This is a genomic window from Achromobacter deleyi (genome assembly GCF_902859705.1).
In the GTDB taxonomy this organism is placed as follows: domain Bacteria; phylum Pseudomonadota; class Gammaproteobacteria; order Burkholderiales; family Burkholderiaceae_B; genus Achromobacter; species Achromobacter deleyi.
Window position 1 is genome coordinate 76863 of the sequence record NZ_CADIJO010000006.1, and the last position, 13743, is coordinate 90605.

The 13743-nt window shown below is 67.6% G+C and carries 12 protein-coding genes; 4 read left to right on the forward strand and 8 right to left on the reverse strand.

What is annotated here, in order from left to right:
- Positions 1-23: 23 nt before the first annotated feature.
- A complete protein-coding gene (locus tag HV798_RS10995; RefSeq protein ID WP_175216409.1) occupies positions 24-2492 on the reverse strand; it encodes an MFS transporter in 2469 nt (822 codons plus the stop codon).
- Between the two features lie 109 nt (positions 2493-2601).
- On the opposite strand from HV798_RS10995, the gene HV798_RS11000 reads away from it, so the two are divergent.
- The 4 genes from HV798_RS11000 to HV798_RS11015 all read left to right on the forward strand — a co-directional run bounded on the left by HV798_RS11000 (position 2602) and on the right by HV798_RS11015 (position 7445).
- Positions 2602-4605, forward strand: a complete 2004-nt coding sequence (locus tag HV798_RS11000; RefSeq protein WP_175193345.1) for a SpoIIE family protein phosphatase — start codon at positions 2602-2604, stop codon at positions 4603-4605.
- A complete protein-coding gene (locus HV798_RS11005) occupies positions 4602-5807 on the forward strand; it encodes an ABC transporter substrate-binding protein (protein ID WP_175193346.1) in 1206 nt (401 codons plus the stop codon). Before HV798_RS11000 ends, HV798_RS11005 begins: the two co-directional genes overlap by 4 nt.
- Before the next feature lie 200 nt (positions 5808-6007).
- Positions 6008-6577: a BspR family type III secretion system anti-sigma factor gene (locus tag HV798_RS11010; protein ID WP_175193347.1), complete on the forward strand. Its 570-nt coding sequence runs from the start codon at positions 6008-6010 to the stop codon at positions 6575-6577.
- Between the two features lie 256 nt (positions 6578-6833).
- Positions 6834-7445 (forward strand): RNA polymerase sigma factor, encoded by a 612-nt coding sequence (locus HV798_RS11015; RefSeq protein WP_175193348.1) that lies wholly within the window; start codon positions 6834-6836, stop codon positions 7443-7445.
- Between the two features lie 73 nt (positions 7446-7518).
- Here HV798_RS11015 and sctC read toward each other — a convergent pair whose 3' ends face one another.
- The 7 genes from sctC to sctQ are packed head-to-tail and all read right to left on the reverse strand — an operon-like array spanning position 7519 to position 13734.
- Entirely contained in the window at positions 7519-9423 is a 1905-nt protein-coding gene (sctC, locus tag HV798_RS11020) for a type III secretion system outer membrane ring subunit SctC (protein WP_175193451.1), read from the reverse strand.
- A 47-nt stretch (positions 9424-9470) separates the two neighbouring features.
- Positions 9471-9863 carry a CesT family type III secretion system chaperone gene (locus tag HV798_RS11025; protein ID WP_175193349.1) on the reverse strand — a complete coding sequence of 131 codons (393 nt, stop codon included), beginning with the start codon at positions 9861-9863 and terminating at the stop codon, positions 9471-9473.
- Entirely contained in the window at positions 9860-10918 is a 1059-nt protein-coding gene (gene sctU / locus HV798_RS11030) for a type III secretion system export apparatus subunit SctU (protein ID WP_025137537.1), read from the reverse strand. The genes HV798_RS11025 and sctU overlap by 4 nt, the downstream gene beginning before the upstream one ends.
- Positions 10915-11715, reverse strand: a complete 801-nt coding sequence (gene sctT, locus HV798_RS11035; RefSeq protein ID WP_025137538.1) for a type III secretion system export apparatus subunit SctT — start codon at positions 11713-11715, stop codon at positions 10915-10917. Before sctT ends, sctU begins: the two co-directional genes overlap by 4 nt.
- A 15-nt stretch (positions 11716-11730) precedes the next feature.
- Complete coding sequence (sctS, locus tag HV798_RS11040) at positions 11731-11997, reverse strand: type III secretion system export apparatus subunit SctS (protein WP_008163300.1); 267 nt, start codon at positions 11995-11997, stop codon at positions 11731-11733.
- Between the two features lie 7 nt (positions 11998-12004).
- Positions 12005-12673 (reverse strand): type III secretion system export apparatus subunit SctR, encoded by a 669-nt coding sequence (gene sctR, locus HV798_RS11045; protein WP_025137539.1) that lies wholly within the window; start codon positions 12671-12673, stop codon positions 12005-12007.
- Positions 12670-13734 (reverse strand): type III secretion system cytoplasmic ring protein SctQ, encoded by a 1065-nt coding sequence (gene sctQ / locus HV798_RS11050; RefSeq protein WP_246288697.1) that lies wholly within the window; start codon positions 13732-13734, stop codon positions 12670-12672. The genes sctR and sctQ overlap by 4 nt, the downstream gene beginning before the upstream one ends.
- Positions 13735-13743 lie beyond the last annotated feature (9 nt).

Below are 13743 nucleotides of genomic sequence, written 5' to 3' on the forward strand. Positions count from 1 at the left end.
CGCATCGCGGCGCCCTCCTTGCATCAGGCCGTCTCTTCGCGCGGCCGGGCCGGTGCGAACAGCAGGAACAGCAACGTCGCGCACAGGTAGATCACGCCCGTCGCGGCCAGGCCCGCGCCCATGCCGGCGGCGCCGAACATCGCGCCAACCACCAGCGGGCCGGCCATTTGGCCCAGCTTGTCGGCCGCGCGCATGACGCTGGTGGCGCCGGCCGCACCGTAGCGCTGCACGTCCGGCAGCGCCAGCATGTAGGGCGACTGCGAAGCGCCGGCAAAGCAGCTGGCCAGCGCCAGCAACAGCACGGCCGCCGCGGCCGCCAACAGACCGCTGTTGAAGTACAGGCCCAGCATGCCGATGCTGCCCACCAGCCCGCCCAGCACGATCCAGCTTTTCTTGATGCGGCTGCGATCCACCACGCGGCCCATCAATGGGCCGACGTAGATCACGCACAGGCCGTAGATCATCAGCACGCGGCCGATGCTGGACGCGGCCACGCCTTCGGCTTCCAGGTACAGCGGCAGCGCGAACGACAGCAGGCCGACCTGCGCGATCGAAAACGGAATCACGCTGCCCAGCAGCAGCAAGCCGAAATCGCGTGTGAACAGCAGCTTCAGCGTGTCCGAGAAGTGCGCGCGTGCGCGCCCCGCCGCCTGCGCGGCCAGCTTGCGGCCGCGATCCATGTAAGGCCGCATCAGCACCAGCACGCCGGCCAGCGGCATGGCCAGCATCACGGCGCCCACCGCGAACACGGCGCGAAAGCCCACCTGTTCCATCAGCATCGCCCCGACCGCGGCACCCGACAGATGGCCGGCGAACAGGCCCGCGATCACGCCGGTCATGTTGCGACCGCGGAACTGCGGCGGGCTGCGCGTGACGATGAAGCCCTGCAGGCCCATCCAGGTCAGGCCATAGCCCAGGCCCACCAGGCCGCGGGCCGCGCTGAACATCAACAGATTGGTGGCGGCGGCGCAGGCCAGCATGCCGGCCGCCGATACGCCCAGCCCGGCCAGCACCGGCACCTGCCAGCCCTTGCGGTCGGTCAGGCGGCCCGCCAGCAGCGAGGTCAGCAGGCCGCAGCCCATTTCCACCGAGATCGGCAAGGCCAGCAGCAGGTTGGCCGGCAGGTCCAGGCCGCCCGCGGACAGGCTGCGCGCGTACAGCGGCAGAAAGCCCAGCGGCAACGCCCAGGCAAACAGAAAGCCGAACATCACCGGCCGCGCGATGCGGCCCACTTCGGATTCGTCGTCGGGCCCCACGCGCGATCCATCCGGCAGCGTGGCGCGCGCGGCGAACGCGCGATTCATCAGCAAAGAAAGCAGCAACAGCATTTCAATCGCGGCCACCAGCGCCACGCCCACCACCGTTACCGCATCCAGCGCGCGGCTGCGAACGCCCGCGGCGATCACGTCGCTGGACAGCCGCAGTACCAGGTCGCCATGCGCCTTGGGGTCAGCCAGCGCCGCCCCCAGCGGCAGCACCAGCGTCAGGTCGTCGGGCTGCGGACGCGTCTGCGGCAGCGTCGAGACATCCAGCGGACCGCGCGCGTCGGCCCCGTACAGCACGCGGCCGTTGCGGTCGGCCAGTTCGATCTGCGCCACTGCCGGAAACGTGCCGGCCAGCCGCGAGAACGGCGCGTCCACGCCGCGCAGCCGGTCCACTTCCAGGCCGTAGCCCAGCACGCGGTTCAGGTCGCGTTGCAGGCCTTCGGCCAGCAGCCCCACGTTGTTGCGCGTGACTTCCAGCCAGCCGCTGCGAAAGGTATGGATGGTGTAGGCGGCGTACACGCCCTGCGCCACCACGAGCGCCAGCAGCGGCACCACGAAGCGGGCACGGCCGCCGGCAGCCAGCGAAGTGAGCGGCACGACGTACTTGAAGACCGCGGCCAGGCCCAACCCGACCAGTACCGTGACGATCAGCAATACCTGCAGGTTGTCGATGATGAGGCGGCGGCTGGCTTCGCCATCCTTGGCGGCCGACAGCACCACCGCGCCCACCGCCTTGCCGCCCGCGGCGGTCAAGGGCACGGCGACGGTGACGCGGTCGTCGGCCACCGCCACGATGGCGCCCGAGCCGCGCCGCGCCTGGCCGGCGCCCGGCGTGCCGCGCGTGTCCAGCGTGCGGGCCAGTTCGGCCGCGTCCTCGGGCAGCTCGCCCTGGGCGGCCAGCGACTGGCCATCGGCCAGCAGCACCGCCGCGCCCTGCACGCCGCGCGAGCCGGCCACGCCGTCGCGCAACGTGTCGCGCAGGCCGAAATACTGTTCGAGGGGTTTGCCCAGCCGCAAGCCGTTTTCGATATTGCCGGCGACGCGCCGCGCCACCACTTCGACGCGGTCGGCAGTGGTGTCCACCACCAACCGGTTCAGGGCCGACAGGCTGAGGGCGCCGATCAGCGCCTGCGCCAGCAGCAGCACGGCCAGACAGGCCAATGTGACTTCCAGCACGGGGCGGCGACGCAACCCATCGAGCACTATTTGTATTGGTTCGCTACGCATGGGGCCCCGCCGCCGCAAAGTATTTACACACGGGCACTAATGGTATTTACAATTAATGCAAATTGCATCTTATTTCACGTCATCACCTCACCCGCCCCCACTATCCCCCATGTCGTTGCGCTCGCTCCGTAGCAAGATTTTTCTACTGGTCGTAGCGCTGCTCCTGGCGGTGGCCGCATTCGTGATGCTGACGACGCAGCGCAATGTCACGCGCACGGTGATGAACAGCGAACGCCACGCCGTCAGCAACGTGATGGAACTGGTGCTGCGCGATGCCGAGGCCCGCTGGGGCGCGCTGCTGTCGGACAAGATATCCACCGTACGCAGCGGCCGGCGCCAGCTGATGCAGAGCGGCACGGTGGTGGCGGCGGCGCTGGGCGCCTACGCCGACCTGGCCGAGCGCGGCATCATCACCCCTGGAGCGGCCAAGGGCATGGCCCGCGCCTGGATCAACCGCCTGAAGCTGGATGACCGGCGCTACGCGTTTGTCTACGATGCCGACTTCCAGGTGCTGGCCAGCGGCAACGCCGACATGGTCGACCGGGACCTGTCGACACTGTCCGACTTCAAGAACCGACCGCTGGCGCAGGCGCTGCTCGAAGAAAGCCGCACGTCCGGCTACGGCTTTGCCATCTATCGCTGGCCGCCATCGGCCCAGCGCGGCGATGGCGAAACGCGCTACGCCTATTTCGGCTATTTCCGTCCGTGGAACTGGGTGTTCGCCATTTCGGACAGCGCCCAGGACGTGATCGAGCAGATCGAGACCCGCCGCACCCAGCTCGAGAATTCGGTGCGCGACACGCTCTCGAAACTGACGCTGGCGCAATCGGGCTTCATCTTCATCGCCACCGACGACGGCCGCATGGTGGTGCCCCCGCCGCAGGCGCGCGCCGGCCTGCTGGACGCCAAGGACAGCGGCGGCGAAACGCTGCGCACCCTGCTGGCCCGGCAAGATAATGGCGGCAAGCTGCAAAGCCTGCGCTTCGATGGCGGCGACGGTCCCTGGCAGATCGACAGCGCGCGTTTTGCACCGCTGGGCTGGACGGTGGTGGCGGTGGTGCCCGAGAGCGACCTGACCGCTCCGGCGCGCGAACTGCTGAACCGCCAGGCGCTGATCTTCGTGGGCATGATGCTGGTGGCGCTGGTCTGCGCCTGGCTGGTGGCCGCGCGCATCGTGCGCCCCCTGGAAACGCTGACCCGCTATGCCCGCCTGCTGCCCGAGCAGGACCTGACCGCCGAGTCCAGCGTGCCCGCGCATATCGCGGCGCTGCCGGCCAAGCACAAGGACGAAGTCGGCCGGCTGGCGTCGTCGTTCCTGTTCATGGACCGCAAGCTGCGCGAGAACATCGCCCGCCTGATGCGCGAAACCACGGCGCGCGAACGCTTCGAAAGCGAACTGAACATCGCCCGCGCGATCCAGCTGGGCCTGTTGCCGGTGCCGCTGTCGGCCATCACGCGCGAACGCATCGACCTGAACGCCGTGATGCTGCCGGCCAAGGAAGTGGGCGGCGACCTGTACGACTACTTCACGCTGCCCGACGGACGGCTGTGCCTGGCGATCGGCGACGTCTCGGACAAGGGCGTGCCGGCCGCGTTGTTCATGGCGGTCACGCGCACCCTGATCCGCGCCACCGCCGAGGACGAGACCGACCCGGCGTTGATGATGCAGAAGATCAACAACCGGCTGTCCGAAAACAACCCGAACATGATGTTCGTCACGCTGCTGATCGGCGTGCTGGACATGACCACGGGCGAACTGCAATGGGCCAATGCCGGCCACCTGCCGCCCGCGGTGGTGGGCGCCGACGGCGTGGTGCGGCTGCTGCAAGGCCGCAGCGGCCCTGCCTGCGGCGTGCAGGAAGACCTGGAATACCGCAGCCTGTCGACGCTGCTGGCGCCCGGCGAAATGCTGGTGGGCTACACCGACGGCGTCACCGAGGCCGTCAATCCGCAGAATGCGCAGTATGGCGATCCGCGCCTGCTGGCCGTGCTGTCCAATCCCCCCGTGCCGGCGGCCAGCCTGGCCAAGCGTCTGCTGGAAGACGTGCAGGCCTTTGCCGACGGCGCGGAACAATCCGATGACATCACTTTGATCGTGATCCGCCGCCCATGAAGACTTCGCTGCCCACCCTTTTGCTGAGCCTGGCCCTGCTGGCGCCCGCCGCGTGCCTGGCCCAGGCCGCGGCGTCTGGCGCATCGGCCGCCCCCACCGGCACGCCGGCAGCGGCTACCCCGGCTGCGGCCCCGCAAGTGTTTCCCACCAAGCCCGTACCCCGGCCGGATGGCAAGAAATGGCGCATCGGCTATTTCGAAAGCGGCGACTACAGCGAATATCCCCGCACCTTGCGCGTGACCGTGGACGGCCTGCAGAAGCTGGGCTGGATCACCGTGCCCACCATTCCCGACGGCCTGAGCGGCAAGCAGATGTGGGAATTCCTGGCCGACAACACCCGCAGCGACACGCTGGAATTCGTGCGCGATGCCTGGTGGCAGCCCGGCAATTTCGACGCCGCCCAGCGCCCGGCCGTGCGCGAATCGATCAAGCAGCGGCTGCAAGGCAAGAAGGACATCGACCTGATCATCGCCATGGGCACCTGGGCCGGCCAGGACATGGCGGGCATGGGCGCGCCAGTGCCGACCATCGTGGCCTCGACCAGTGACGCGGTCGGCGCCCGCATCACCCGTTCGGCCCAGGACAGCGGGCTGGACAACCTGCACGCCCGCGTGCAGCCCGAACGCTACCAGCGCCAGGTGCGCCTGTTCCACGAGATCGTGCCGTTCAAGCGGCTGGGCCTGGTCTATGAAGACAGCCCCGAAGGCCGCACCTACAGCGCGGTCGATGCGGTGGAACAGGTGGCGCGCGAACAGGGTTTCAAGGTGCTGACGTGCAATGCGCCGTCCAACGGCATCGCCCCCGAAGTCGCCACCCGCAACGCGCTGGAATGCTATGCCAAGCTGGCGCCGCAGATCGATGCGGCCTACGTGACGGTGCACCGGGGCGTGACGCCCGCGTCGGTCGACACGGTGGCCGAGATCCTGCGCCAGGCGCGCGTACCCAGCTTTTCGATGCTGGGGTCGGAAGAGGTCAAACACGGGCTGCTGTTGAGCCTGGCCCAGGCGGACTACTCGTACGTGGGCCTGTTCTACGCCGAGACGATGGCCCGCATCTTCAACGGCGCCAAGGCCCGCGAACTGAGCCAGGTGTGGATCGACCCGGCCAAGATCGCGCTGAACCTGCAGACCGCGCGGGTCATCGGCTTTGACCCGCCCGTCGATATCCTGCTGGCCGCGGACGAGGTCTACGAGGCGCAATGACGCACGGCTGCGCGTGCGAAGCCGGTAACGCCCTGTTTCGCACTGCCCGTCCGGGCGCTCGCAATAGCTTAAAATTCGCGTACGTGTCCTGGCGATGGAACTAAAGCGCCATCGGGGTTACTTAACCACAGGGGCAAGCAGACCCCGCCGTTAAGACCTCTTTCTGGCCGGATTTCGGACACGCCGGATTTATTGGCTGCATGACAATCTCATCGGTTACCCCTTCGTCGTCATTCGTCTCCCTCGACGCCTTTGCCAAGGCAGCCGAGAGCGGTCAAGACATCTATGTCGACATCGCGGGCGAAAAGCTTCAGGTTCTGGGCATGGGCACCACGCCCGGCGGCCGCAGCGTGGCATGGGTCGCGCCCAATGTCGACACGACCGAAATGTTCGCCCAGGCGCTGGCCCGCAGCTACGGCCAAGGCATCGCCAGCGCCGTTTCGCGCGAACTGGGCCTGGAGCCCAACCCCGGAAAACCGCTGTCGGCACGCACCGTCGCCTTGGCGCTCGACATGGCGCAGACGTCCAGCGACGCGCTTTCCGGCGTGGATTTCCTGACGCGGCTGGCCGTGTCGGCCGCCCATGGCGCACCCGCTTTCCAGCAGGCCTGTGCCGACGCCGGCATCGCGCCGGCCAGCCTGGATGCCACCCGCCGAGGCGCGCTGGATCAGGCGATGCAAGCCCGCTTCGAACAAGCCGCCCAGTCCGGCCAAAGCCCGGTTGCGCTGGGCACCGCGGCCGGCTGGCTGCGCGAACTGCTCAAATCGTAGGGATTCGGAACGCCTGGACGCTGCCATCCGCGGCGTCCTCATGGCATTGCATCTGCCATCGCCGCATTGCGTCCCCGATTGTCAGGCTGAAAAACCGCGCCGAAGCGGTTTACTTATCTTTACATTTCTGACTAAAAAAAAGCTACTTTTGCCTCAATATTTCTATTTTCGAAATATTGTGACACCGCTATGCTGCGATAATTCGCCTCATGCCGGTAGTAACTTGTAGCTTAATACACGTTTCTTTTCCCCTTCCATGACCAACCCCAGCGATTGCACAACCGCTTCCCCGGAAGCGGATCTGCGGCCCATTCGCGCTGACGGCGACGGGCCGGGTTGGGACACGGGCGAGGAATACCTGCTGCGGGACCTGGTGAGGGAACATTCCACCCGGCTGCAGCGCTTCATCATCAAGCACATCGGCAACACCACCGAGGCCGAAGACCTGGCCCAGCAGGCGTTTGTCGAAGCCGCACGCTCCTACCGCAGCTTTCGCGGCGAATCACAACTGTCTTCCTGGCTGTACGGCATTGCGCTGAACCTGGTGCGCAACTACCTGTCGCGCGCCCCCGAGCGGCGCCACGACTTCGTCAGCGACAGCGTGCTGGCCGAGCATGCCTCCAATGACCTGACCCCCGACCGCATCCTGGAGCAGAACCAGACCATGGCGCTGCTGCAGGAATCGCTGGAAGAACTGCCGGCGAACATGCGCGACATCCTGCTCATGGTCGGCCTGGACGACATTTCCTACGAAGAAGCCGCCGCCCTGCTGACCGTGCCGATCGGTACCGTGCGCAGCCGCCTGTCGCGCGCGCGTTCCGCCCTGCGCGACAAGCTGGCCGAAAAAGGCCTGCACCTGGACGACTGAGCACGAACGGCGTGCGGCCGTGCCGCCGCACGAGCCGTCCCGGCCGCTGCGTTCGCTCGTCACGCCCCCATCCTCACGGCGCCCTGCCCGTTCCCGGCGCGGCCACCGGCTCGATCTGGATCACCGGCCCCTGCCGCGCGCTGGACTTGCCTTCGAGCACGGGCGTGGCGACGGGGTCGGCGCTGGGCGTGCCTTCCAGCCATTCCGACGCCCGCAACGGCCCGGACGAACGCCGCAATTCCACGTTCGGCCCGAACAGGATGCGGGTGCGCTGGCTCTGCGCCAGGTCCAGGTACTGCCCGGCCGTCATGCGGCCATCGCCGCCCCAGGTCGCGTTGAGCATCGGCCCGGTGCCCGCGCCGCCCGGCGTGGCCACCATTTCGCCATTGATTGCCACCACCTTCGGGCGGATCAGGAACAGGCGTTCGCGCCGTTGCACGGTCTTGGACTTGTTGGAGAACAGAATGCCCAGGCCCGGGATGTCGCCCAGGATCGGCACCTTGTCGACCTGCTCGGAATTCTGGCTGCTGTTGTAGCCGCCGATCAGCAGCGTCTGGTCGTTGCCGACGATGGCCAGGGTGCTGATGTTGCTCTTTCTGACGGTGGGCAGGTTGTCGATCTGGCGCTCTTCCTGGATGCGGCCGTCTTCGATGTCCACCGTCAGCTCCACCCGCGAACCGCTCTTGGCTTCGATATGGCGCGGCGTCACGCGCAGCGACGTGCCCACGGTGACCGGCGTGACGGTCGCCACGCGCTCGCCCCGGGTCTGGATGTAGAAGGTGTCCGACAGGTCGATCATGGCGCCCAGGTTGTCGGCCGTCAGGATGGAAGGCTGCGACAGGATGTTGGCCTGCCCCTTGGTCTGCAAGGCGCGCAGGCGCGCCGCCAGCGAGTTGCCCACGCTGATGCCGATGGTGCCGGGCGAAAGCGCCGCGCCGCTTTCCAGCGGCAGGCCGCCGCTGGGCCCCAGGCCCAGGTTGCCGTAGCCGAACGAGGTCGTGCCGGCGCGCGCGCCCCAGGTCACCCCCAGCTCGCTGACCAGGTCGGAATTCACGTCCACGATCATGGCCTCGATCTCGACCAGCGTGCTGGGCAGGTCCAGCTGTTCGATCAGGCTGCGGTAGATGGGAATGCGGTCCGGAATGTCCTGCACGATGATGGCGTTCAAGCGCGCATCGGCCTGCACCGTGGGTTCGCGCAGGCGCAGGCCCGACTTGCCCCCGCCGGACGGCGCGGGCGCCTGGCCCCCGCCGCCATTGGCTGCCGGCGCGGCGCTGTCGCCGCCCACCAGCGGAAAGGCCGGCGGGTTGTCGCGCAGCGGCGCGGCGATGGCTGCCAGCGTTTCGTTGTTGGCCCCGCCGCCGCCCCCGGTGATCAGGTTGCGCAGCACGGTGGACAGGCCCGGCGTCACCACCTTCTGGTCGCGATAGCTGATGGTGCGATCGTTGACCGAAGCGTGCTTGAGCCGGAACACCGCCACCTGCTGACCGCCGGCCCCCATCGGCAACGCGGCCACGGTGCGCTCGACCAAGTCCACGTAACCCGGCGGGCCGGACACCAGCGCAATGCCCTGGTCCGGCAATTCTCCCCAGCCGAAGCGCGGGTCCAGCACGCCCAGCTGCTGCAAGGCCTGGCGCAACGCGCTGATCGAGCTGCCCATGGCGCTGACCGAACGCGTCTTCATGTCGTTGGTGCGGCTGACGAACAGCGTGCCCGCATAGACAAACCAGTTAAAACCGTAGACGCCGCCCAGCCGGTCCAGGAATTCGGTGGGCGTATTCGCGTTGAACTTGCCGTTGACCGTGCCCGTGACATTAGGCCCAAGCTGCAGCGACAGGCTGAAGCCGCCGGCAAATTCGCGCAGCAGCGTCTGCAGGTTTTCATCGCGGGCATAGTAGCTATAGGGCACGTTCGGCCAGTTCGGCGCGGCTTGCCCGCCTGCCGCCAGGCCCAGCGACAACGCGGTCGCCAGTATCATCCGCTTCAACACGCTTTCTCCTCGGGCGCTGCGCCCGTATCGCATATTCATGCCAGCCGCCGCACGGCGCCGGCCCAAAAGGACAGCGCGTTGGTAAACGCGCCCATGGCTTCGTCCAGGTCCAGTTCACTGCTGCCGGGGCGCAGCGATTGCTGCAGCCACAGCGCCCGCCCTTGCGGATCGACCACGCAGGCGGCGGCATGCCGCGCCAGCATGCCCGCGGCGAGCTTGCCGATTTCCAGCACCAGCTCGTCGCGGCCGGCGTTCCTGGCGGGCAAGGCGCACAGCCGCGCGCTCATGGCCAGCCAGCCGTCGCGGCCCGGTTGCAGGTGCACCCGATAGGTGTCGTCGATCACCATCGTCACGCGGCCGTCGGGGCGGGCGGACGGTGCCAGGCCGTGGCGCGTGGCATAGGCGGAAATCAGGGGATGTGCGTTCATGTCGGGGCGTCCGGATTGCCAGCCAGTTTCCTGACGAGCCGCAAGACTTCGGCAACGGGCTCGATCAACTCGCTGGGAATGTATTGATCGGGTTGCGCGGACGCCATCAGCGCGCGCGCAAGAGGAATGTTCTGCATCACGGGCACGCCGGCTTCGCGCGCGGCCTGCATCATCTGTTCGGCCAGGGCACCCTCGCCCTTGGCCAGCACCATCGGCAACGGCGTTTCACCGGGCTCGTAGTAGATCGCCACCGCCAGGTGGGTCGGGTTGGTCACCAGCACCGACGCCTTGCGGGTATTGGCCACCGCGCCGTGCATCACCATTTCCTGGTGCAGGTGCTTGCGCTTGTGCTTGATGTGGGGGTCGCCCTCCATCTCCTTGAATTCCTGCTTGATGTCTTCCTTGCTCATCATCAGCCCCTTGCGGTACTGCATGCGCTGCCAGACGAAATCGGCCAGCGAGATCACCACGTAGGCGACGGCGATGTTGATGATGAGCGTGCGCATCATGCCGCCCACGCCGGCCTCAAGGCCCGCCAGGCCGCTGTGCGGCACCGCCATCAGTTCCGGCAGCGCGTCGCGCACCACCAGCGTCACCAGCACCGACAGGAAGGCGATCTTGACGATGGACTTGATCAGTTCGACCAGGTTCTTCTTCGAGAAGATGTTCTTCAGGTTGCTCATCACGTCCAGCTTCTTGGCCGAGGGCTTGAGCTTTTCGAATGCCAGCACCACGCCAACCTGCAGGAATTCCGAGAACATGCCCACCACCAGCACGATCAGCACGAACGGCAGCACCAGATACACCGCCTCGCGCAGCGCCGCGTCCAGCGCCAGCGGCAACGCCTGCTCGAACGGCTGCCCCACCAGCGTCGAAGGAATCAGGATCAGCCGCCCCAGCGCCTCGACGATGCCGTGGGCGTTGCCCAGCATGTAGCCGAACAGCGACAGCACCAGCAGCGTCTGGGTGAAGTCCTTGCTGTGCGCGACGTCGCCCTTCTGGCGGGCGTCGCGCAGCTTCTTGGTGGTTGGCTGTTCGGTCTTTTCGCCGCTCATGGCGCCCGCCATTGGTTGTCCAGGAACGGCAAGGCCGAACTGATCTGCCCCGTAGCCTCGGCGGCATACTCGAACAGCGTATTCATGTAGAGCACCATCACCAGCAGGGCCAGCGCGCTCTTGATCGGCATCGCCAGGAAGAACACCTGCAACTGCGGCGCGAAACGGCTGACCAGCGCCAGCCCGACTTCGGCCAGGAACATGGCGACGATCGCGGGCGCCGCGAACAGCAGCGTCAACCGCAGGAAGCGGCCCAGCTGGTCCAGCATCAGCGGCACGCTTTCGCGGCGCAGCGTGGGGGCCCAATCCCACAGGTCCCACAGCCGGAAGCTGTCGTACAGCATCGTCAGCATCAGCGTGAAGCCCCCGCCCACCAGAAAGAACACCATGAAGGCCTGGTTGAACAGGATGCCCAGCGGCGAAGAATCGTTGCCCGTGGCCGGGTTGATGGTGGCGCCCAGGCTGGCGCCGCGCTGGTTGTCCACCACGAAGCCCACGGCCTCGAAGATCCAGAACGGGATCGCCACCAGAAAGCCCATCACCAGGCCGACGAAGACCTCTTTGACGACCAGCAGCACCAGTTCGATGGCGGACGGGTCCATCTGCACGTAGCGCGGCGACAGCGCCGGCACCAGCACGATGCCGATGGCCGCGCAGATGGCGTAGCGCAGCATGCCGGGCAGCAGCTGGCGATTGAACAGGGGCAGCATCGCGCACAGCGCCAGGATCCGCGGCTGCGTCAGCGCCAGCGTGCCCAGGAAGACTTTCGCTTCGACGTAGGTGATGCCCGAGATCATGGCCGCGTGTCGCTCCTAGTGGATCTTGTAGAAGAGATCGAACACGGAAATCGTGAAGTTGTAGAGCTCGGCGCTGAGCCAGCGCGCGGTCAGCATGATGGTCGCGAACACGGCGATCAGCTTCACGGCGAAGGACAGCGTCTGTTCCTGGATCTGCGTGAGCGCCTGGAACAGCGAAAACAGCGTGCCCACGATCGCCGCCACGGCGATCGGCGGCAGCGACAGCCACAGCACCAGGTACAGCGCCTGGGTCATGTAGGAGACGAGGTCGACGGTTCCCATGGCGGCCTCAGGCGTAGGACAGCACAAGGCCCTGGATCAGCCGCGTCCAGCCGTCGACCATGACGAACAGGAACAGCTTCAGGGGCATCGAGATCGTGACCGGCGACACCATCATCATGCCCATCGCCAACAGGATGTTGGAGACGATCAGGTCGATGATGACGAATGGCAGGTAGAGCAGGAAGCCGATCTGGAATGCCGCGGTCAGTTCCGACAGCAGGAACGACGGAATCAGCACCAGCAGGTCGTCCTGCTTGAGGTTGCGCGCCTGCTGCTCGCCCCACAGGCCGCGCGCGGTGCGCATGAAGAAGTCGCGCTGCTCGGGGCGGCTGTTCTTGAGCATGAAGGCGCGCATCGGCTCGGCGCCGCGCGCCACGGCATCCAGGATGCCCTCCAGCCGGTCAGGCTGGGGCTGGCCCGGCGCCACCACGGCAGGCGGGGCACGCAGTTCGTCGCCGATCTGCATCACCACCGGCCCCATCACGTAGGCCGACAGGATCAGCGCCAGGCCGTACAGCGCCATGTTCGGCGGCACCTGCTGCACGCCCATGGCATTGCGCACCAGCGTCAGCACCACCGCGATCTTCAGGAACGAGGTGGTCATGACGGCAGCCAGCGGCACCAGCGCCAACAGCGCCAGTACGACCGCCAGGCTGATGGGATCCGCGCCGCTCATGCGCCCGCCTTGCCCAGGCGATGCAAGGTCACGCCGATGCGGCCGTCGATCTCGACCAGTTCGCCGCTGCCGACCAGCGCGCCGTTGGCGCGCACCAGCACGGGGCCGTCGGCCAGCGGCCGCTCCAGGTCGAAGGTCTCGCCGGGCTGCAACTGCTTGAGTTCGCCCAACGTGATCTGGCGCTCGCCCAATTCGAACGTGAGCCTGACGGGAATGGCGTCGATATCGAGCGGCGCCTGGGCGCCCGCTTCGGCATCGGCCGGGGTTTGCGGCGTCTCGGTCATGAGGGAAGTCCAGCCTTGAGTGATGAGGTATGAGGAATCCTGGCGGCGCACCCGCAGCCCCTGGCCGCCGGCGCCCAGCCACAGTTCGCCGTCGGGCGTGACCAGGCTGTGATCCAGGAAAACGGTGTCGCGCGGCGCCAGGGCGCGCAGGTCCGCGGCCGGCAGCCAGGTCCAGCCCAGGCAGGCGGCGATGCGCACCGGCACCGCGTCCGCGTCGATCTCGTTGGCGGCGGGCGCGGCGCGGCCCACCAGGCCGGCCAGCAGCATCAGGCCCAGGCCGTCGGCTTCCAGCGTGGCGTAGACGGTATGGCCGGTAGCCGGATGGCGCGCAGCCACCGTCCAGGCCTGCGCCAAGGTGGGCGCCGGGCCGTCACGGCCCACCACGCGCACCGGGCCGCCGGGCGAGGCCTCGCTCAGCCCGGCCACCACTTCGGCCAACAGGGTCTCGATAGCGGTGGATACCAGCGCGGGCGGCAGCGCGTCGGCTTCCATGCCCGGCAGCCGGGCGGCCAGCCAGGCATCGGCGGCGCTGGCAGGCAGGCCCAGGCGCAGGCGCGCCCCGGCCCATTCCAGGTCGGCGGACAGAGTGGCGGATTGGCGTAGCGCATCGGGCACGCCGGGCGTGAAGCCCAGGCGCCAGTGCGCCGGCTCGGCGTCGGCGCCGGCCAACGGCGCCAGCGTCACGGACAGGTCGGCGCCGTGGCGCGCGATCAGCGAGCGGGCGCGGGCTTCGTTGGCGGTCAGGCGCGGCAAGGGATGTTGCAGACTTGCGGTCATGGGTTCCAG